This is a genomic window from Pseudactinotalea suaedae, assembly GCF_009733815.1.
GTDB classification, from domain to species: domain Bacteria; phylum Actinomycetota; class Actinomycetes; order Actinomycetales; family Beutenbergiaceae; genus Pseudactinotalea; species Pseudactinotalea suaedae.
The window spans coordinates 200,386-220,786 of record NZ_WNXY01000010.1; the positions used below are offsets into that span (position 1 = coordinate 200,386).

The 20,401-nt window shown below is 72.5% G+C and carries 19 protein-coding genes; 12 read left to right on the forward strand and 7 right to left on the reverse strand.

Going from position 1 to position 20,401, the window contains the following annotated elements:
- Nucleotides 1–20: 20 nt before the first annotated feature.
- Genes GPA04_RS17135 through GPA04_RS17145 form a run of 3 tightly spaced genes read right to left on the reverse strand, consistent with a single transcriptional unit; the run spans nucleotide 21 to nucleotide 1,547 of the window.
- Nucleotides 21–308 carry a YciI family protein gene (locus GPA04_RS17135; RefSeq protein ID WP_156225420.1) on the reverse strand — a complete coding sequence of 96 codons (288 nt, stop codon included), beginning with the start codon at nucleotides 306–308 and terminating at the stop codon, nucleotides 21–23.
- Between the two features lie 22 nt (nucleotides 309–330).
- Nucleotides 331–1,005: a nucleoside triphosphate pyrophosphohydrolase gene (locus GPA04_RS17140; RefSeq protein WP_241680875.1), complete on the reverse strand. Its 675-nt coding sequence runs from the start codon at nucleotides 1,003–1,005 to the stop codon at nucleotides 331–333.
- Nucleotides 1,002–1,547: a hypothetical protein gene (locus tag GPA04_RS17145; RefSeq protein ID WP_156225421.1), complete on the reverse strand. Its 546-nt coding sequence runs from the start codon at nucleotides 1,545–1,547 to the stop codon at nucleotides 1,002–1,004. The genes GPA04_RS17140 and GPA04_RS17145 overlap by 4 nt, the downstream gene beginning before the upstream one ends.
- Nucleotides 1,548–1,698: 151 nt before the next feature.
- Here GPA04_RS17145 and GPA04_RS17150 point away from each other — a divergent pair, with 151 nt between their 5' ends.
- From GPA04_RS17150 to GPA04_RS17190, 9 genes are all read left to right on the forward strand, one after another.
- Nucleotides 1,699–2,418, forward strand: coding sequence for an NUDIX hydrolase (locus GPA04_RS17150; protein ID WP_156225422.1), 720 nt, complete (start codon nucleotides 1,699–1,701; stop codon nucleotides 2,416–2,418).
- A gap of 61 nt (nucleotides 2,419–2,479) precedes the next feature.
- Nucleotides 2,480–3,784 (forward strand): quinolinate synthase NadA, encoded by a 1,305-nt coding sequence (gene nadA, locus GPA04_RS17155; RefSeq protein ID WP_156225423.1) that lies wholly within the window; start codon nucleotides 2,480–2,482, stop codon nucleotides 3,782–3,784.
- Entirely contained in the window at nucleotides 3,781–5,340 is a 1,560-nt protein-coding gene (nadB, locus tag GPA04_RS17160; protein WP_156225424.1) for an L-aspartate oxidase, read from the forward strand. The genes nadA and nadB overlap by 4 nt, the downstream gene beginning before the upstream one ends.
- A gap of 15 nt (nucleotides 5,341–5,355) precedes the next feature.
- Nucleotides 5,356–5,802 (forward strand): SRPBCC family protein, encoded by a 447-nt coding sequence (locus GPA04_RS17165; RefSeq protein ID WP_156225425.1) that lies wholly within the window; start codon nucleotides 5,356–5,358, stop codon nucleotides 5,800–5,802.
- Complete coding sequence (gene nadC, locus GPA04_RS17170) at nucleotides 5,799–6,656, forward strand: carboxylating nicotinate-nucleotide diphosphorylase (protein WP_156225426.1); 858 nt, start codon at nucleotides 5,799–5,801, stop codon at nucleotides 6,654–6,656. Before GPA04_RS17165 ends, nadC begins: the two co-directional genes overlap by 4 nt.
- The gene (locus GPA04_RS17175; RefSeq protein WP_156225427.1) at nucleotides 6,653–7,789 is read left to right on the forward strand and encodes a cysteine desulfurase family protein; all 1,137 of its coding nucleotides are present in this window, start codon (nucleotides 6,653–6,655) and stop codon (nucleotides 7,787–7,789) included. The genes nadC and GPA04_RS17175 overlap by 4 nt, the downstream gene beginning before the upstream one ends.
- Before the next feature lie 23 nt (nucleotides 7,790–7,812).
- A complete protein-coding gene (locus GPA04_RS17180; protein ID WP_156225428.1) occupies nucleotides 7,813–8,394 on the forward strand; it encodes an O-methyltransferase in 582 nt (193 codons plus the stop codon).
- A gap of 252 nt (nucleotides 8,395–8,646) precedes the next feature.
- On the forward strand, nucleotides 8,647–9,153 hold the full coding sequence (locus GPA04_RS17185) for an FBP domain-containing protein (RefSeq protein ID WP_156225429.1): 507 nt from the start codon (nucleotides 8,647–8,649) through the stop codon (nucleotides 9,151–9,153).
- A gap of 127 nt (nucleotides 9,154–9,280) precedes the next feature.
- On the forward strand, nucleotides 9,281–10,744 hold the full coding sequence (locus GPA04_RS17190) for a sugar porter family MFS transporter (RefSeq protein ID WP_156225430.1): 1,464 nt from the start codon (nucleotides 9,281–9,283) through the stop codon (nucleotides 10,742–10,744).
- A gap of 50 nt (nucleotides 10,745–10,794) precedes the next feature.
- Here GPA04_RS17190 and mfd read toward each other — a convergent pair whose 3' ends face one another.
- Nucleotides 10,795–14,475 (reverse strand): transcription-repair coupling factor, encoded by a 3,681-nt coding sequence (gene mfd, locus GPA04_RS17195; protein WP_156225431.1) that lies wholly within the window; start codon nucleotides 14,473–14,475, stop codon nucleotides 10,795–10,797.
- A gap of 189 nt (nucleotides 14,476–14,664) precedes the next feature.
- Here mfd and GPA04_RS17200 point away from each other — a divergent pair, with 189 nt between their 5' ends.
- Nucleotides 14,665–15,795: an LCP family protein gene (locus GPA04_RS17200; RefSeq protein WP_241680876.1), complete on the forward strand. Its 1,131-nt coding sequence runs from the start codon at nucleotides 14,665–14,667 to the stop codon at nucleotides 15,793–15,795.
- Between the two features lie 42 nt (nucleotides 15,796–15,837).
- On the opposite strand, the gene pth is transcribed toward GPA04_RS17200, so the two are convergent.
- Nucleotides 15,838–16,437, reverse strand: coding sequence for an aminoacyl-tRNA hydrolase (pth, locus tag GPA04_RS17205; RefSeq protein ID WP_156225432.1), 600 nt, complete (start codon nucleotides 16,435–16,437; stop codon nucleotides 15,838–15,840).
- A gap of 24 nt (nucleotides 16,438–16,461) precedes the next feature.
- Entirely contained in the window at nucleotides 16,462–17,118 is a 657-nt protein-coding gene (locus GPA04_RS17210) for a 50S ribosomal protein L25/general stress protein Ctc (protein WP_156225433.1), read from the reverse strand.
- Nucleotides 17,119–17,525: 407 nt separating this feature from the next.
- On the opposite strand from GPA04_RS17210, the gene GPA04_RS17215 reads away from it, so the two are divergent.
- Both GPA04_RS17215 and GPA04_RS17220 read left to right on the forward strand, forming a co-directional pair.
- The gene (locus GPA04_RS17215; protein ID WP_156225434.1) at nucleotides 17,526–18,374 is read left to right on the forward strand and encodes an alpha/beta fold hydrolase; all 849 of its coding nucleotides are present in this window, start codon (nucleotides 17,526–17,528) and stop codon (nucleotides 18,372–18,374) included.
- Entirely contained in the window at nucleotides 18,371–19,801 is a 1,431-nt protein-coding gene (locus GPA04_RS17220; protein ID WP_156225435.1) for an FAD-dependent monooxygenase, read from the forward strand. The genes GPA04_RS17215 and GPA04_RS17220 overlap by 4 nt, the downstream gene beginning before the upstream one ends.
- Here GPA04_RS17220 and GPA04_RS17225 read toward each other — a convergent pair.
- Nucleotides 19,785–20,390, reverse strand: coding sequence for a TetR/AcrR family transcriptional regulator (locus tag GPA04_RS17225; RefSeq protein ID WP_156225436.1), 606 nt, complete (start codon nucleotides 20,388–20,390; stop codon nucleotides 19,785–19,787). The two genes, GPA04_RS17220 and GPA04_RS17225, sit on opposite strands and share 17 nt — an antisense overlap.
- Between the last annotated feature and the right edge of the window lie 11 nt (nucleotides 20,391–20,401).

The following is a 20,401-nucleotide window of genomic DNA, read 5'->3' on the forward strand; positions in this document are numbered from 1 at the left end:
TGACGTGCGCAGGCGTCGCCTCAGGCGCCGACGCCGAGCTCCTCGCGCTTGGTCCCGAGCATCGGCTGCCACTCCTTGACCGCGATGATCTCGACGTCGGCGCAGGTCATGTAGGGGTCGGAGTCGAGGTACTGCTGCACACGCTCGATGGTGGCGTCGAAGAGCAGCGCGCCTCCGGAGGCGTCCTCGAACGGGCCGCCGAGCAGCAGGATGCCCTCGTCGACGAGGCCCTGCAGGAGCTCGCGGTGCCGGGGGCGCAGCGGCAGCCGAACGTCGTCGCCGTGGAACACGGTCTGGATGAGGATCATGCCTCGACCTTATCCAGGCACCTCATGCGCGGCTGGACCGTTCCAGATCGCGGGTGGCGGCGCGCAACGCCGCCTCGGCGTCGACGCCCTGGGCGTCGGCCTCGATGACCAGGGCGAGCAGCGCCGCCCCGAGGCGAGCGCCGCCGTCGGCGCTGTCCTGGGAGGGTGGCCTCGACGGCGTTCCCGCCTTGCGAAGTCGGCTCACGACCTTCTGGGCGCGGGCCAGCGCGGGGAGCGAGGCAGGGAGGTCGTCGAGCGGGTGCGCGCGACGCTTCTCGTCGGCCTTGATCGTCTCCCACTGGGCGTTGACCTCGTCCGGGGTCGTGGCCGCACCATCGGCGAACACGTGCGGGTGGCGGCGGGTGAGCTTCGCGACGAGCCCGCGGGCGACGTCGTCGATGTCGAAGCCATGGGAGGCACAGGAGGCATCTCCGTCCGAACGCTCGCTGGCCACGCGGGCGTGGAACAAGACCTGAAGCAGCAGGTCACCCAGCTCCTCGGCGAGCGCGTCGAGATCACCGGACTCGGCCGCCTCGGCGACCTCGTGCGCCTCCTCGATCGCGTAGGGCGCGAGCGAGGCGTGCGTCTGCTCGGCGTCCCAGGGGCAGCCGCCGGGAGACCGCAGCCGGTCCATGACCGCCACGGCGTCGAGCAGCGCCGCCCCGACGGGCTGCGGCTGCTCGGGCTGGGCGCTCACGCGGCGTCGGGCGCCGGCTGCTCGATCCACTCGAAGGCCTGCGGCGTGATCGCTTGGCCGTCCCAGCTCCCGTAGCGCGGGCTCACCTCGATGTCGAGGCCCGCGATGCGCTCGTCGAGCTCGGCGAACAGGTCGGCGGCGTCGGGGGCGGTCTGCATGCCCGAGCTCGCGACCAGGCTGCGGACGACGAGCAGGGTGGCGGCGCTGGGCTCGATGGGGTCGAAACCCTGCTCGCCGGCGATCCGGTCGAGCACGCCGGCAGCGTCCGTGGCGGAGACGCCGAAGCCGGCGCCGCTCGCGACGTCGAGGATCTCCTCGGCCCTGACCAGCTCGGCGATCGCCTGCGCGGGTGTCACCGGTCCGACGTGGAGGGAGAGCTCCTCGACGACCGTCGCCACCTCGTCCTCACCGATCACATGACCATCGACCGTCGCGGCGGTGCCGGGGGCGGGCGCGCAGCCCGCGATCAGGGCACCGGCGAGGGCGAGCCCGGCGAACGGTGCGAGGAGACGACGCGCGAGAGAGCGAACTGATCGAGCCACCCGCCCATCGTAGGGCCCACCCCCACCACCCGCTCTCACCCCGAGGCTGACCCCGGCCGCTCGACCTTTCTCGAGCCAGGCTTGCGGTTCGGGTGCCGATGACACTAAGGTCTGGTGATAGTTCAGGTCGAATCAACCTTAAGGACCGATGATGCGGGCATCGCCGGAGATCGCGGTCTCGACCGTGATCTTCGCGCTGCGCCACGACGAGCCGCACGCCGCCGGGGCGCCCACGCTGTCGCTCCCCCTCGTGTTCCGTACCCGCGAGCCCTACGACGGGCTCTGGGCGCTGCCGGGCGGGCCGCTCGGCGACGAGACCCTCGAGGACGCGGCGCGACGCACCCTCGCGGCGACGACCGGTCTGGCACCCGCCTACCTCGAGCAGATGTACACGTTCGGCAACCCCGACCGCTCGCCCGACGACCGGCGCGTGGTCTCGATCGTCTACTGGGCGCTGGTGCGCGCCGACGAGGTCGCGCACGCACGACCGCAGCAGAACGTGCGCTGGCTTCCCGCCGACGACCTGCCGAACCTCGCGTTCGACCACAACCTGGTCGTCGAGTACGCGCTCTGGCGGCTGCGCAACAAGGTCTCCTACGGCCGGATCGCGCACGCCCTCCTCGGCGAGACCTTCACGCTGCGCGAGCTGCGGGAGGTCCACGAGATCGTCGGGCAGAAGCGGCTCGACCCCGCCAACTTCCGCCGCCAGGTCGAGTCCGACGGCGCCGTCGTCCCCACGGACCAGATGCGCACCGGCGGCGCCCACAGGCCCGCGCGGCTGTACCGCTACAACACCGAGATGGAACCGGTCGACCTCGGTCCCATCGCCCGCTCGGGCGCCACCACCGCGCCCACGAGGAGCACACCCTGAGCACCCACAGAGCTCGTCTCCTTCGCCTCCGCTCCCCCGAACAACTCTGCGAGGACCCCGCATGAGCACCACAGCCTCGGTCGACCTGCGCATCCGCAGCATCGACGCCGGCCGCGCGCCCGGCAGCACCTGCTCCACCGAGCTCGGCAGCGGGCCCTGGGAGCTCGACTCCCGGGCGCCCGGCTACGGCCCCGGCGCCTCGCAGGCCGACCGCCTCCCGCTGGGGTCGCCGCGGCAGGGCAGCCTCCCGCAGCGGTACCGCGACGCCTCCCCCGAGGAGCTCGACGCCTGGATCCGCACCGCGCGCAGCGCGCTGGCGGACAGCGTGGTCATCCTCGGCCACTTCTACCAGCGCGAGGAGGTGGTGGCGTACGCGGACTACGTGGGCGACTCCTACCAGCTCGCCCAGGCCACCAAGGCGCACCCGGACGCCTCGACGATCGTGTTCTGCGGTGTGCACTTCATGGCCGAGACCGCGGACATGCTGTCCGGCCCGGAGCAGCGTGTGATCCTGCCGAACCTCGCCGCCGGCTGCTCGATGGCCGACATGGCGAACAGCGACCAGGTCGAGGAGTGCTGGGAGCAGCTGACCGAGCTGTACGGCACCGAGCCCGACGAGTCCGGCCGGGTACCCGTGATCCCGGTGACCTACATGAACTCCTCCGCCGCGCTGAAGGCCTTCTGCGGGCGCAACGGCGGCATCGTGTGCACGTCCTCGAACGCCTCGACCGTGCTGGCGTGGGCGTTCGAGCGTGGTCAGCGCGTGCTGTTCTTCCCCGACCAGCACCTGGGCCGCAACACCGCCAAGGCGATGGGGATCCCGCTCGAGCAGATGCCCACGTGGAACCCGAACAAGCCGCTCGGGGGCAACGAGGAGGGCGCATTGCAGGAGGCCAAGGTGCTGCTGTGGCACGGGTTCTGCTCGGTGCACAAGCGGTTCACGGTCGACCAGATCGCCCGGGCCCGCGCCGAGCACCCCGGCGTGCGCGTGATCGTGCACCCGGAGTGCCCGATGCCCGTGGTCGACGCTGCCGACGAGTCGGGGTCCACCGACTACATCCGCCGCGCGATCGAAGGCGCGACCGAGCCCACCACGTTCGCGATCGGCACCGAGATCAACCTCGTGCAGCGGCTCGCGGCCGAGAACCCGCAGCACACGATCTTCTGCCTCGACCCGGTCGTGTGCCCGTGCTCGACGATGTACCGGATCCACCCGGGCTACCTCGCCTGGGTCCTCGAAGGACTCGTCGCGGGCGAGACGCTCAACCAGATCTCGGTGCCGCAGGATGTGACCACCCACGCACGGATCGCCCTCGAGCGGATGCTCGAGGCCAGGCCCGCGCCCTCGCAGGGAGCCGCGCGATGACCCGGGTGCTCGTGATCGGGTCCGGCATCGCCGGGCTGTCGCTCGCGCTGGACGCCGCGGACGCCGGTCACGAGGTGCTGGTGGTCACCAAGGGCGAGCTCGGACACTCCAACACCCGCTACGCCCAGGGCGGGGTCGCGGCAGCGGTCTTCAGCGACGACTCGGTCGAGTCCCACATCTCCGACACGCTCGCCGCCGGCGCCGGGCTGTGCGACCCCGAAGCCGTGCGCGTGCTGTGCGCCGAGGGCCCGGACCGCATCCACGAGCTGATCGCCCTCGGCGTCGCGTTCGACATGCACGACGGCGAGCTCTCGCACGGTCTGGAGGCCGCCCACTCCTACCCCCGCGTGCTGCACGCCGGCGGTGACGCGACCGGCGCCGTCATCGAGGCAGCCCTCGTCGCGCGGCTGCGCGAGCGCCGGGTCACCATCCACGAGCACGCGTTTCTGCTGTCGCTGCTCACCGAGAGCGGCCCGGGCAGCCGGGTGGTCGGCGCCGATGTCGAGCTCGACGGCGGCGCTCGCGTCCGTCTCGACGCCGACGCCGTGGTCCTCGCCACCGGGGGCGCGGGCCAGCTCTACCCGTACACCTCGAACCCGCCCGCGGCCACGGGCGACGGCGTCGCGTGCGCCGCGCGGATCGGCGCGAGGATCGCCGACGTGGAGCTGTACCAGTTCCACCCCACCACGCTGGCGCGTGCGGGCAACTTCCTGGTCTCGGAGGCCGTCCGCGGCGAGGGCGCGGTGCTCCGCAACGCCGAGGGCGACCGGTTCATGACCGAGGTCGACGGCGCCGAGCTCGCTCCTCGCGACGTGGTGGCACGTGCGGTGTTCGCCGAGATGACCCAGCAGGGCGGCCTGCCGGTCACGCTCGACGCCACGGCGCTGGGTGCCGACTTCCTCGCCGAGCGCTTCCCCAGCATCGACGCCGCAGTGCGCGCCGCCGGGCTGGACTGGGCGCAGGAGCCGGTGCCGATCACGCCGGCGGCGCACTACTGGATGGGCGGGATCGCGACCGACCTGCACGGCCGCACCAGCGTGCCCGGGCTGTTCGCGATCGGCGAGTGCGCCCGCACCGGCGTGCACGGCGCCAACCGGCTCGCCTCCAACTCGCTGCTCGAGGGCGCGGTCTTCGGGCACCGCGCCGCCCTGGCCCTCGCCGACCGCGAGCCCTGGCCCGCCACCCCCCACCCCTCCGATTTCAACGCACTTTCGACATCCGTGGGACGAGAAGGTCTCACCACCCGAGACGATGTCGAAAGTGCGTTGAAATCGGGATTGGGGGTGAGCCGGGCGGCGATCCAGCAGGTGATGTGGGACGCCGTCGGGCTGGTTCGCGACGGCGAGAAGCTCGCCGACGCGGTCGAGACGCTCTCGGGGTGGCTGGCCGCGGCGCCGCAGCCCACCGACCGCGCCTCGCACGAGGACGCGAACCTGCTGCTGATCGCGCATGCCTGCGCGCAGGCGGCGCTGGCTCGGACCACCTCGGTCGGAGCCCACTTCCGGAGCGACGACCCCGCCACCGCGTCGGCGTCGCCCGTTCTGCTGTCCGTCTGAAGAGAGGCACGAGCAATGACCGAGACGACCGTGGTGACCTCCGAGCGCGTGGTGCACGCGCCGGCCGAGGTGATCTTCGAGCTGATCGCCGACCCGGCGCGGCAGCCCGAGTGGGACGGCAACGACAACCTCGCCGTGGCCGAGCAGGGCCAGCGGGTGCGAGCCGTCGGCGACGTGTTCACCGTGACGCTGACCAAGGGCACCCCGCGCCCGAACCGCGTGGTCGCCTTCGAGGAGGGCCGCGTCATCGCGTGGCGCCCCGCGCCCACCGGCGAGCCCGAGCCGGGTCACGAGTGGCGCTGGGAGCTCGAGCCGGTCGAGGGCGGCACGCTCGTGCGGCACGTCTACGACTGGACCAACCTCACCGACGCCAAGCGGTTCGACAAGGCCCGCTCCACCACGAGCGAGCACCTCGCCGCCTCGATCACCCGCCTCGCTGCCCTCGCGGAGGCGGGCGCGTGACCCAGCTCCTCCCAGCCGTCGTCGACGAGATCGTTGCTCGCGCACTGCACGAGGACGCCCCCTGGGGTGACGTCACCTGCGCGGCTCTCGTGCCGCCGTCGGCCACCTCGACGGCGGAGCTCACCGCCCGCGAGGGCGGCACCTTCGCCGGTGGTGCCGCCGTCGAGGCGGCGTTCCGGCTCACGGACGCGAGCATCGCGGTGGACCTGCTGGTCGCCGAGGGCGAGGCGTTCGAGGCGGGCACCGTGCTCGCGCGCGTGGACGGCCCGGCCGCCGGCGTGCTGCAGGCTGAGCGCATCGCGCTGAACTTCGCGCAGCGGCTCAGCGGGATCGCCACGGCCACCGCGGCGTACGTGGCGGCGGTCGCGGGCACCGGGGTGCGGGTGGTCGACACCCGCAAGACCACGCCGGGGCTGCGAGCGCTCGAGCGGCACGCGGTCCGCGCGGGCGGCGGCCACAACCACCGTTACAGCCTCTCGGACGCGGTCATGGTCAAGGACAACCACCTGGCGGTGCTGCTCGCGGCCGGTGCCGACCTCACCGAGACGCTGCGGGCGGTCCGGGACCGGATCCCGCACACCACGCGCGTGGAGGTGGAGGTCGACCGCATCGACCAGATCGAGCCGGTGCTCGCCGCCGGGGTGGACGTGATCATGCTCGACAACTTCACGCTCGAGCAGCTGCGCGAGGCGGCCGCGCTGATCGACGGCCGCGCGATCGTCGAGGCCAGCGGCAACGTGCGGCTCGAGACCGTGGCAGCCATCGCGGCCACGGGCGTGGACGTGATCAGCGTGGGCGCGCTGACGCACAGCATCCGGTCCCTCGACCTGGGGCTGGACATCGAGGTGCGGTGAGCCTCTACCTGGATGCGGCGGCCACCACGCCCGTGCGCCGCGAGGCGCTCGAGGCGATGTGGCCCTACCTGACCGGTGACTTCGGCAACCCCTCCAGCACCCACGAGCTCGGCGAACGGGCGGCGGCCGGGCTGGCCGACGCGCGCGCACGCGTCGCCGCCGTGCTGGGCTGTCGCGCCAGCGAGGTCACGTTCACCTCGGGCGGCACCGAGGGCGCGAACCTCGCGATCAAGGGCCTCGCGCTCGGCCGGCCCCGCGGGCGGCGCGTGATCACCTCCCCCATCGAGCACGAGGCGGTGCTGGCCTCGGCCGAGCACCTCGTGCGGTGGCACGGGTTCGAGAGCTCGCGGGTCGCCGTCGAGCACGACGGGCGGGTGAGCGCCGCTGCTCTCGAGGCGGCGCTGACCGACGACACCACGCTGGTGAGCATCGGCTATGCGAACAACGAGATCGGCACGGTCCAGGACGTCGCGGCGCTGTCCGCAGTCGCCCGCGGGCGCGGGGCCCTGGTGCACACCGACGCCGTGCAGGCGGCGGGGTGGCTCCCGCTCGACGTCGCCGCGCTGGCCGTCGACGCCCTCAGCATCTCCGGCCACAAGGTCGGCGCCCCGAAGGGCATCGGTGCCGTGTTCCTCAGAGGTAGGCACGCCGTCGTGCCCCTGATCGACGGCGGCGGCCAGGAGCGCGAACGGCGTTCCGGCACCGAGAACGTGGCCGGTGCGGTCGCGCTCGCGACGGCCCTCGAGCTCGCCGAGCGCGAGCGCGCCGAGGCCGCGGAGCGGGTGGGTGCGCTGCGGGAGGGTCTCGTCTCGCGCGTGCTCGCCGAGGTCCCGACGGCGCAGCTCACGGGGTCGGCGACCTCGCGGTCGCCGGGCCACGCCTCGTTCTGCTTCCCCGGCACCAGCGGCGAGGCGGTGCTCCTGGAGCTGGAGCGCCGCGGCGTGCTCGTGTCCTCGGGCTCCGCCTGCGCCGCCGGCCGGGACGAGCCCTCCCACGTGCTGCTGGCGCTGGGCATCGACGCCGAGGTCGCCGGGACCGCGGTGCGGCTGACGCTGCCGACCTCGGTCACCGCCGCTGAGGCAGCGCGGGCCGCTGCTGCGATCGTCGATGCGGTGGCCGCGGTCCGGGCCTGAGGAGCGTGCCAGGATCGGTGGCCATGGGACCTGATCTCCGCCGGCTGCTGGCCGAGCTTCACGAGGAGGGGCGGCGCCACGACGCCGCCGAGCCCGAGCACCGGCGGCGGCGCCGCAACCTGGAGCCCGATGCTGCCGAGTGGCTGTGGTGGCACGTGCAGGCCGTCGCCGCCGGCCGGGTCGTGGAGATCGGCACGTCCAACGGGTACTCGACCATCTGGCTGGCCGACGCCGTCGCCGCGACCAACGGTGTGCTGACCTCGGTCGACGTCGACGCAGCCGCCCAGGACGTCGCCGCCGCCCACCTGCTCCGGGCAGAGCTGACCGCTGAGCTCGTCACAGCCGATGGTGGCGCGTGGCTGTCGACGTGCTCACCGGGCTCGGTGGACGTGCTGTTCCTCGACTCCGACCGCAGCCGTTACCCGGCCTGGTGGCCGGCGGTGCAGGCAGCGCTGCGTCCCGGTGGTTCGCTCGTGATCGACAACGCGATCTCGCACGCGGAGGAGGTCCAACCGTTCGCCGACCTGCTGCGGGCGGCACCTGGCTGGGTGACCGCCCTCTCGCCGCTCGGCAAGGGCCAGCTGCTCGCCGTCGCGCCCAGCTGATCGGGCCTGACCGCAGGTCCAGGTAATTCGCTGGTGCGGTCGTCGTAGTGTGGTGACGCCTGCCGGCGCGACCTGCCGCAGGTGTCCGAACGAGCGAGGAGTGGCGATGACAGGCATCGCAGGGAGCGGGGTGGCCGCGCAGGCCTGCTCAGCGCTACCCGCCCCGCTCGCCCTCGGCAGGCCCTGACGTCAGGTGCAGGTCGGTGGGCGGGCCAGCGCTGCCCACCATCACCTGCACGCAAGGACGACATCATGACCCCGCTCACCGACGCGCAGATCCGCGCGTCCTTCATCAACGCCAGCCGCCGCGAGGTGGCGAACGCCAATCTCCCCGATCTCGCCGAGATCCGCTGGGACCGCCTCGACTACCTCGGGTGGCGCGACCGCAAGGCCCCGCTCGTCGCCTACGTGGTGATCGAGCTCGACGAGGGGCCGACCGGCATCGTGCTCCGCGCTGCCGACCGAGGCACCGGCCCACGCCGGCGAGCGATGTGCACCTGGTGCGAGGACGTCGTCGAGACCGAGGACGTCGGTCTGTTCACCGCACGACGCGGCGGGCCCGCCGGCCGCAAGGGTGACAGCATCGGCACCCTGCTCTGCGGCGAGTTCCGGTGCTCGGCGAACGTGCGTCGCACACCCACGGCCGCCGAGGCCGGTTCGGACATCGACGAGGTCCGCGAGCTGATCGTCGCCGACCGCATCGACGGCCTGCGCCGACGCTCGACCACCTTCGTCAGCGAGGTCGCGCGCACCCGCTGACGCTCGGGTCGGTTCCGATCGGGTCGCTCCCGGTCGGAACCGGCCACCCGCCGGACCCCGCGACGCTAGGTTGGCAGCGGCGGCAGCGCGGTGGCTCGGCGACCGCGCTTCGGGGGAAGGGACAGCGATGACAGCATCCGCACCACCGGTCAGGCTCAACGCGCGTGTCATCGGCATCTGCATCGCCGCCGCGCTCGGCGGGTTCCTGTTCGGCTTCGACACGGCGGTGATCAACGGCGCCGTCGACGCCCTGACCGAGGAGTTCGCGCTCAGCGCCGGGCTGTCCGGTTTCGCGGTGTCCTCGGCGCTGCTCGGCTGCGTCGCCGGCGCCTGGTTCGCCGGCGGGCTGGCGAACAGGTTCGGCCGCATCCCCGTGATGCTGATCGCCGCCACGCTGTTCCTCGTCTCGGCGATCGGCTCCGGGCTCGCGTTCGGTGTGATCGACCTGATCGTCTGGCGCGTCGTCGGCGGCTTCGGTGTCGGCGCCGCCTCAGTGATCGCACCCGCCTACATCGCCGAGGTCTCGCCGGCACGCGTGCGCGGGCGGCTCGGCTCCCTGCAGCAGCTGGCGATCGTCACGGGCATCTTCGTGGCGCTGCTCTCGGACGCGTGGCTCGCCAGCTCGGCCGGCGGCGCGGCCAACGAGCTGTGGCTGGGCCGTGAGGCGTGGCGGTGGATGTTCATGGCCGAGGCGGTGCCCGCGGTCGTCTACGGGCTGATGGCGCTGCGGCTGCCCGAGTCGCCGCGCTTCCTCGTGGCGCGCGGCGACCTCGACAAGGCGTCCCAGGTGCTGCTCGACTTCACCGGCGAGCTGGACGTCAACCTCAAGATCCAGCAGATCAAGGAGTCGCTGGGCGAGGAGCGCAAGCAGAAGCTGTCCGACCTGAAGGGTCGGGCGCTCGGGCTCAGACCGGTGGTGTGGCTGGGGATCCTGCTCTCGGTGTTCCAGCAGTTCGTCGGGATCAACGTGATCTTCTACTACTCGACGACGCTGTGGCGCTCGGTCGGTGTCGAGGAGTCCGACGCGCTCACCATCACCGTGATCACCTCGGTCACCAACATCGTGGTCACCGTGGTGGCGATCATGCTGGTGGACCGCGTCGGCCGCCGCCCGATGCTGCTCGCCGGCTCGGCGGGCATGGTGGCCTCGCTCGGGATGATGGCGCTCGCGTTCTCCAACGCCGAGCTCGTCACCGGGGCCGACGGCACCTCGACGGCGGAGCTCGCGGCTCCGTGGTCCACGGTCGCGCTGGTCTGTGCGAACGTGTTCGTGGTCGCCTTCGGCGTCAGCTGGGGACCGCTGGTGTGGGTGCTGCTCGGCGAGATGTTCCCGAACTCGATACGCGCCTGGGCGCTCGCGGTCGCCGCCGCGGCGCAGTGGGTCGCGAACTTCGCGATCTCGACCACGTTCCCGGTGTTCGCCGAGATCGGGCTGCCCTTCGCCTACGGCTTCTACGCGGTCTTCGCGCTGCTGAGCTTCGTGTTCGTGCTCACCAAGATCCCCGAGACCAAGGGCAAGGAGCTCGAGGACATGGACGACGAGATGGCCGTGCAGCGCCGCACCAAGCGCCCGCGGCCAGCCGAACGGTAGACCGGCCGACCGACGACGCGGCCGACCAACCGCCGTGGTGCGGCGGCTGCTCAGACCCCGGCGGGGACCGGGACCGGCGTCAGCACGTTGTCGATGACCTCGCGGACCCACGCCATCAGCGGCTCGCCGGTCAGCGGCTGACCGCCGACCTTCGCGGTCGTCGGTGCCGGGATCAGCACGGTGCGCACACCGGGCTTGAGCACGCTCCCCGGGTACAGCCGCTTGAGCCGCACCTGGCGGGAGTCGGCCAGCTCGACCGGGCCGAACCGCACGTACTTGCCCTGCTGGGTGATCTCCGCGAGCGAGACGGCGCGCGCCGCGACCCGCAGCCGGGCGACCTCGAACAGCCGCTGCACGGGCTCGGGCGGGCTGCCGTACCGGTCGTCGAGCTCCTCGGCGACGGCGTCGATCGCGGCGTCGTCGGCCGCCGCCGACAGCTTCGCGTAGGCCTCCAGCCGGAGCCGCTCGTGCTCGATGTAGGCCTCCGGGATGTGGGCGTCGACCGGCAGCTCGATGCGCAGCTCGGGCAGCTCCTCGGACTTCTCGCCCCGGTATCCCGCCACGGCGTCCGCCACCATCCGCACGTACAGGTCGAACCCGACGCCCGCGATGTGCCCGGACTGCTCGCCGCCGAGCAGGTTCCCCGCGCCGCGGATCTCCAGGTCCTTCATGGCGACCTGGATGCCGGCGCCGAGGTCGGTGTGGGCGGCGATCGTCTGCAACCGGTCGTGCGCCGTCTCGGTCAGCGGCTTCTCCGGTGGGTACAGGAAGTAGGAGTAGGCACGCTCCCGGCCACGCCCGACGCGGCCGCGCAGCTGGTGCAGCTGTGAGAGACCGAGCACCTCGGCGCGCTCCACGATCAGCGTGTTCGCGTTGGAGATGTCGAGCCCGGTCTCCACGATCGTGGTGCAGACCAGGACGTCGAACCGCTTCTCCCAGAAGTCGACGATGACCCGCTCCAGCTGATGCTCGCCCATCTTGCCGTGGGCCACCTCGACCCGGGCGTCCGGCACCAGCTCCCGGATCCGTGCCGCCGCACGGTCGATCGACTCGACCCGGTTGTGCACGTAGAAGACCTGACCCTCGCGCAGCAGCTCGCGCCGGATCGCGGCCGCGATCTGCTTCTCCGAGTACGGCCCGACGAAGGTCAGCACCGGGTGCCGCTCCTCCGGCGGCGTGGCGAGCGTGGACATCTCTCGGATCCCGGTGACCGCCATCTCGAGCGTCCTGGGGATCGGGGTCGCGCTCATCGACAGCACGTCGACGTTGGTGCGCAGCTGCTTCAGCGTCTCCTTGTGCTCGACGCCGAAACGCTGCTCCTCGTCGACGACGACCAGCCCGAGGTCCTTGAACCGCACCTCGCCGGTGATGAGGCGGTGCGTCCCGATGACCACGTCGACCGAGCCCTGCGCGACGCCGTCGCGAACAGCCTGGGCCTCCTTGTCGCTCTGGAACCGGGACAGACCCTTGACGACGACGGGGAACCCCGCATACCGCTCGCTGAAGGTGTCGAGGTGCTGCTGGACGAGGAGCGTGGTCGGCACGAGCACGGCCACCTGCTTGCCGTCCTGCACGGCCTTGAACGCCGCCCTGATCGCGATCTCGGTCTTGCCGTAGCCGACGTCGCCGCAGATCAGGCGGTCCATCGGCACCGACTTCTGCATGTCGGCCTTGACCTCGTCGATCGTGACGAGCTGGTCCGGGGTCTCGACGAACGCGAACGCGTCCTCGAGCTCGGCCTGCCACGGGGTGTCGGGCCCGAACGCGTAGCCCTGCGTGGCCATCCGCGCCGCGTAGAGCCGGATCAGCTCGGCCGCGATCTCCTTGACCGCCTTCCGGGCGCGGCCCTTGGTCTTGGCCCAGTCCGAGCCGCCCATGCGGTTGAGCGAGGGCGCCTCGCCGCCGGTGTACTTGGTGACCTGGTCGAGCGACTCGGTCGGGACGAACAGCCGGTCCCCCGGCTGCCCGCGCTTCGACGCGGCGTACTCGATGACCAGGTACTCACGGCTGGCCGCCGCGGCACCGGTGCCGACCGTGCGCTGCACGAGCTCGATGAACCGGCCGACGCCGTGCTGCTCGTGCACCACGAAGTCGCCCGCCTTGAGGGCGAGCGGGTCGACGACGTTGCGGCGCCGGGCGGGCAGGCTTCGCATGTCGCGGGTCGAGGTCCCGGCACGGCCGGTGAGGTCGGCCTCGGTGAGCAGCGCGAGGTGCAGCGGTTCGGAGACGAACCCCTTCCCCACGCTCGCGGTCGTGACCAGCACGATGCCGGCCGGTGGCTGCGCGGGGTCCTCACCGTCCCGGGCATCGGCGCCGGCGGCCGCCACCGACGCCACCAGGCGCGCGGGCACGTCGGCGGCGAGCAGCTGCTCGACCATCCGCTTGGCCGGACCGGCACCCTCGGTCACGAGGGTGAGCCGCCAGCCGGCGGAGGTCAGCTCACGCAGATCGGCGACCGCCTGCTCGATGTCGCCGCGGTACCCCTCGACGTCGCGGCTCGCGATCGAGATCGACGGGGCGTCGCCGTCAGCATCGGCCCAGTCGACCGCGTCTCCCGCGGCCTGAGCCAGCTCCGCGAGCTCGGTGTCGGTCTCGAACGCGCCGAGGGTCCACCAGCCCAGCCCGCGGCGAGCGGCGACGTCGCGGGTGGAGCCGAGGGTGGCGAACGAGGCCAGCGACAGGTCCAGCGGGGTCTGTGCACCGGCAGCGGCCGACGTCCAGGCCGCCTCGAGGAACTCCTGCGTGGTCGCGACGAGGTCGTGCGCGCGGCGGCGCAGCCGCTCGGGGTCGTCGAGGACGAGCAGCGCGTTCTCGGGCACCAGGTCCAGCACCGGGACCATGTCGTCCACGAGCGCCGGGGCGAGCGACTCCATGCCGTCGACGGCGATGCCCTCGGCGAGCTTGTCGAGCATGTCGGCGGCGCCGGGCAGCTGGGCGACCAGCGCCGCGGCGCGCGCCCGCACCGCGTCCGTGAGGAGGACCTCCCGGCACGGAGGTGCCCACACGCCGTCGTCGGAGATCTCGAGCGAACGCTGGTCGGCGGCGGAGAACCACCGGATCTCGCTGACCTCGTCGCCCCAGAACTCGATGCGCTGCGGGTGGTCCTCGGTGGGTGCGAACACGTCGAGCAGACCACCACGGACGGCGAACTCACCGCGTCGGGTGACCATGTCCACGCGCGTGTACGCCGCATCGACCAGCCCGACGATCACGTCCTCCATCGCGACCTCGTCACCGGTGCGCAGCGCCACCGGTTCCAGGTCTCCCAGCCCTGCCACGACGGGCTGCAGCAGCGCCCGCACCGGCATCACGAGCACGCGGATCGGCCGCGTCGAACCGCCGGCGCCGCCGGCGCTCGCGGAGTCGCCTCCCGCATCGGGGTGCGCGAGCCGGCGCAGCACCGCGATCCTGCGGGCCACGGTGTCGCTGCGAGGCGAGAGCCGCTCGTGGGGCAGCGTCTCCCAGGAGGGGAAGACGGCCACGTCGTCGGCCGGGAGGTAGGCGCGCACGGCCTGCGCCCTCTCCTCGGCCTCCCGCCCGGTCGCGGTGACGACGACGAGCGGGCGCCCCCCTCGTTCTGCGAGGTCGGCGAGGATCGCGGGCCTGACTCCGACCGATGCCGAGATGTCGAGCGCACCGCGAGCCGGGACCGCCTCGATCAGCTCGGACATGCCGGGATCGCGCCGGAGCGCGGGCAGCAGGGCAGTCAGTGTGGAGGGCGTCTGGGGCATCGATCTTCTTTCAGGCAGCACCAATGGCCCGCGTCCACGGATCAGGGGGTGATCCGGAACGGGCGGGTTAGCCCCCAGTCTAGATCGAGATCCCCCCGAGCACGCCTGCCGCAGGCGCTCATCCGCCGCGATCGGCGACTTACGTTGCTTCCTGGGCCGGTGGGACGAAACAAGATCGGGGGGCCTGTCATGGGTAGCACAGACACGGGTGGCCAGAACTCGCGCAGCAGGGGCAGTCACAAGCAGGCGGTGTCGGAGCTCGACATCGTCGGCGGCGAGGAGATCCCGCCGCGCGGCGGCCGGCCGAGTCGCGGCCGGCAGGCGGTCGCGATCATGGTCGGGGTCCTCGTCGTGGTGGTCGGCGGCATCGCCGGCGTGCTCGGGATGCTGCAGCACCGCATCACGAGCCACCTCGAGTACATCGACGACCCGTTCGACACCCTGACCAACCGCCCGATCGAGGATGCTCCCGCCTCGGGTGAGCTCGCACCGCTCAACGTGCTGCTGCTCGGCTCGGACAGCCGGATCTCCGCCGGCGACCCCGGCCAGTGGGAGTACGGCGCGCAGCGCACCGACGCGATCATGCTCGTGCACATCTCGGGCGACCGCGAGTCGGTGCAGGTGATGTCGATCCCGCGCGACTCGTGGGTCCCGATCCCCGGCCACGGCACCAACAAGATCAACGCGGCCTACTCCTTCGGCGGGCCGCCGCTGATGATCGAGACGGTCGAGCAGCTCACCGGGGTGCGGATCGACCACTTCGCGATCGCCGACTTCGAGTCCTTCGCGGCGCTCACCGACTCCCTCGGTGGCGTCGAGATCAACGTCGGCACCGCGTTCGTGGGTCACGGCGTGCGGCTCGAGGCAGGTCCGCAGGTCCTCACGGGTGAGCAGGCGCTGGCCTACGTCCGCGAGCGGTACGAGCTGCCTGGTGGCGACTTCGACCGCGTCAAGCGCCAGCAGAACTGGATCCGAGCGATCCTGCGCAGCACGTTCGAGCGCGACGTGCTCACCGACCCGTTCGCCCTGACCTCGCTGCTCGAGACCGCGGCGTCCGCCGTCATGGTCGACGAGAACCTCTCCGTCGGCACGATGCGCAGCCTGGCGCTGAGCATGCGCGACGTCCGGCCGGGCGACCTGACGTTCCTCACGGTCCCGCTCGACGGCACCGGCTGGAGCGAGGACGGTCAGTCGATCGTGCTCCTGGACCAGGAACCGTTCGACGCGCTCATGGATGCCGTCGCCACCGACACCGTCGCCGACCACATCCGCGACAACCCCGGCCTCGACCTGCTGGGCGGCTCGGGCGACGTCCGCTGATCGGCCCCGCGCTGACCCTGCACGACAGGGTCAGCGCGGGTGTCAGCGCGGGGCGTGCAGCCGGTCCTGCGCGAGCACGAGACCGTTCTCGACGACGTCCCTGACGCCGTCGGCCGCCTCCTCGAGGGTGACCGCGAGGTCCTCGCGCTCGGACACCGCGAAGTCGCGGAGCACGAACTCGGCGGGGTCCTGCCTACCCGGCGGTCGGCCGATGCCGACGCGCAACCGGAGGTAGTCCTTGCTGCCGAGGGCAGCGCTGACGGACTTCAGCCCGTTGTGGCCGCCCTCGCCGCCGCCGCGCTTGAGGCGCAGCGTCGCGGGGGGCAGGTCGAGCTCGTCGTGGATCACGAGCAGCCGCTCCAGCGGGACGTCGTAGAACCGGACGAGCGCCGCGACCGGGCCGCCCGAGAGGTTCATGTACGTGCTCGGCTTGGCGAGCACCACCCGCGGGCCGGGTGCGCCGGAGGGGAGCACACCCAGCCTGCCGTCGAGCACCTGGGCGCGCGCCTTGTGGGTCACGAACCCGCCCGGGATCTCCCGGGCCAGCACGTCGAGCACCATCTGACCGACGTTGTGGCGGTTCCCCGCGTACGTCGGGCCCGGGTTGCCGAGCCCGACGACGAGATAGGTGCCGTCAGCCATGAGAGAACCAGGGTGCAGGTCGGGTCAGGACGCGGAGCTGTCAGCCTCGGCGTCGTCGTCGGTGGCGGCCTCGCCGGCCTCACCAGCGGCAGCGCCGGCCTCAGCAGCGGTCTCGTCGGCCTCGAGGTCCTCGGCCGAGGCGCGCGGGACGCTGATGACGACCACGGCGGTCTCCGGGTCGGTCTCGAGCTCGACACCCTCGGGCAGCACCACGTCGGAGGCGCGGACGGAGTCGCCCTCGACCAGGCCCTCGATGCTCGCGTTCAGGCCCTCCGGGATCGTGAGCGCGTCGGCGCGGACCGACAGGGTCTGCGACTCGACGGTGTGGATCGTGCCGGGCGCGGACTCGCCCTCGACGTGCACCGGGATGTCGACGACGACCTTCTCACCGCGGCGGATGAGCACGAGGTCGAGGTGCTCGATGGTGCGCTTGACGGCGTCACGCTGGACGTCCTTGGTCAGCGCGAGCTCGGTGCGGCCGTCGAACTCCAGGGTCAGCAGCGCGTTGGCGTTGCCCTTGAGCGCCAGGAACGTGTCGTGGCTCGGGACCGAGAGGTGGATCGGGTCGGCGCCGTGGCCGTACAGGACCACGGGGATCAGCCCGGCACGGCGGGTGCGGCGGGCAGCGCCCTTGCCGAACTCGGTGCGCAGGGTTGCCGCCAGCTTCTTGGTGTCAGCCATGGGAGTGCTCTTTCGTCGAGAGGAGGTCGGATGCTCCTCGACGTGGGACGCCGGGCGGACAGCGCCCGAGAGCGCTCCGCCACGTCGATCACGGACTGTCGGTCACGACCGTTCTGCAGATCCTGAGCTACGACCTGTGGCCTGTGGCCGTCCGACGTCCCTCGCCGAGGCAACGCCGTCCAGCATACCCGACCCTCGATGCCCACGGACCGACCTCGCCGGCGTTCGTGTACCATTTGGTACATGGCTGGCGTCCTCCAGATCACCGCCCTGTACGCCCCGCTCGCCCGGGTCACGGCTCGCCGACATCGAGCGCCTGACTGCTCCCCCGGCCACCGCCCCGGTGGCCCTGCGACGAGGCGCGGTCCGGAGCGCGTGGCGGACGTCACGAACGCGCGGGTGCGCTCATGAGGACCGTCGACCTGCCCGCCGGCCCCCTCGCCTACGAGGACTCCGATGGAGACGGTCCGGTGCTGCTGCTGCTGCACGGCGTGATGATGGACGCCACGGTCTGGGACCGGGTGCTCCCGCTGCTGCCGAGCGACGTGCGGTGCGTGCGACCGGTGCTGCCGCTGGGCAGCCATCGGATCCCGCTGCGCCGAGCCGAGATGGCCACCCACCACGGCGCGGCGAGGATGGTGGGCGACCTCATGGAGGTGCTCGACCTGCGCGACGTCACGCTCGTGCTCAACGACTGGGGCGGTGCGCAGCTGCTGCTCGCCGAGCGGCCCGAACGCGTGACGCGGGCGGCCCTCGTCGCGTGCGAGGCGTTCGAGAACTTCCCGCCAGGTGTACCCGGCAGGATGATCGCTGCGAGCGCGGCGATACCGGGCGCGATGCTGCTGACCGCACACCTGCAGCGCTTCCAGTGGTTCCAGCGCGCGCCCGGTGCGTGGGGTTGGATGCTGAAGCACCCCGTGCCGCGGGCGGTCATGGATCGCTGGTTCGAGCCCGCGCGCGTCTACCCCGCCGTCCGCCGGGACCTCCGCACCTTCGCGGCATCGACGCCGTCGCGCACGGAGCTGAACGCCCTGACGGAGCGGCTGCGCCACGTCGACATCCCCGTGCTCGTCGCCTGGGCGATCGAGGACCGACTGATGCCACGCGAGCACGGTGCTGCGCTCGCCGAGCTGCTGCCCCAGGGCTACCTCGTGGAGATCGCGGACAGCTATACGGTGGTGCCGTTGGACCAGCCGGCCCTGCTCGCCGGCGCTCTGATCGGCCTCCTCGAGCGCGAGAGGGAGGAGACGGCATGACCGATGCCGACGTCGTGGTGGTGGGCTCCGGCCCGACCGGGCTGCTGCTCGCGGGAGACCTCGCGGAAGCGGGGCTGCAGGTCCGGGTCCTGGAGAAGCGCACCGAACGCTCCAACCTCACCCGGGCGTTCGCCGTGCACGCCCGCACGCTCGAGCACCTGCAGGTGCGCGGCCTCGCCGAGGCGCTGGTCGCCACCGGCCACCCTGTCGACGGCCTGCAGCTGTTCGGCTCGGTGACGTTGCGGCTGACCGGCCTCGACAGCCCGTTCCCCTTCCTGCTCATCACGCCGCAGCTCCACGTCGAGCGGTTGCTCCTCGAGCGCGCGCTCGGTCACGGCGTCCAGATCGTGCAGGGCGCCGAGGTCACCGGGGTGGATCAGGACGCCGACGGCGTGCGGGTCACGAGCAGCGACGGCGCGGGCGCGAGGACCACCGTGACGGCGGCGCCCTTCGCCGTCGGCACCGACGGCTACCGCTCCGCCGTGCGGGACGCCCTCGGCCTGGACTTCCCCGGCCGGTCGGCGATCCGGTCGCTGATGCTGGCCGACGTGCGGCTGACCGACCCACCGGCCGACCTGCTCACGGTCCGCGGCAACAGCCACGGCTTCGTGTTCGTGGTCCCGTTCGGCGACGGCTGGCACCGCGTCATCGCCCGCGACGCCCGACGCGAGGTCGATGTCGAGGATCCGCTCGATCTCGAGGAGGTCCGGGGCGTGGTGCAGCGGGTGCTCGGCAGCGACCTCGGGATGGCGCAGGCGCGCTGGACCTCCCGCTTCCACAGCGACGAGCGCCAGGTGTCGCGGTATCGCGTCGGCCGTGTGCTGCTCGCCGGAGACGCGGCGCACGTGCACTCGCCCGCGGGCGGCATGGGCATGAACACCGGCCTGCAGGATGCGGCGAACCTGTCGTGGAAGCTCGCCGCGGTGGTCGAGGGTCGCGCCGAGGAGGGGGTGCTCGACACCTACCACGACGAGCGGCACGCCGTCGGGACGCAGGTGCTGCGCACGAGCGGCGCACTGATCCGCGCGGCGATGCGACGGCACCCGCTCACCCGGACGCTGCGCGATGTGGCGTTCCGCGCGGTGCTCGCGCTGCCGCCGGCCGGCCAAGCACTGAGCGGACGGGTCAGTGGGATCGCGCTGCGCTATCCCGCGCCGGCCGGCGCGCACGCCTCGGTCGGCCGGCGCGCGGTCGACGGCGGGATCGGGCTGGGCATCGAGGGCGGCCGGTTCGCGCTCGCGGGACCCGAGCCGCTGCTCGCGCGCCACCGCCCGACCCGGCTCCTCGCGACCAGCGCGGCGCAGGAACCCGCCCAGCTGGTCCGACCCGACGGCTACATCGCCTGGGCCCGCGATCCCGGTGACCCGAGCGATGCCGGGCTGTCGCAGGCGCTGCGGCGGTGGGGTGCGCTCACCTCGGGCGCGTGACGTTCGCCTCGAGGAACTCCATGACGGTCGCGTCGGCACGCTGACGATCGCCACCCAGTGCGAGGTCGAACAGCACACCCCGGCTGAGGGCGAGCGCCGCGTGCGCGATCGCCTCGGCCCGCTCCCGCGGTTGCCCGGCACGCACGTGGTAGTCGGTGAGCCTCTCGTGCCAGGCCTCGATCCACCGACGCAGCGACGAGGCCCACTCGTGACCGTGCATGGCGGCGGCGGCCAGCTCGAAGAAGAGCGGCCCGAACGTGGGCGCCTCGTCGGCGAGCCGCTTCCAGAACTCCCGGCCCGCCTCGAGCGGGTCGCGGCCGTCCTCGAGCATCTCCGCGAGGTACCGCTCCTGCGACGCCCAGGTCGCATCGACCACGGCGGCCAGCAAGCCCTCGCGGGAGCCGAAGTGGTACAGCAGCATCCGGTGGCTGCTGCCCACGCCGGCGGCCACGGTGCGCAGGCTGGTGTCGCCGACGCCGTTCTGGGCGAACCAGTCGACGACCCGGCTCAGCAGCTCGGCGCGCGCACTCACGACCGCCGATCGTACGTGCGGCGCGGCGGCCACCGCTCCGGTGGCCATCTCGCTCATGTACCATATGG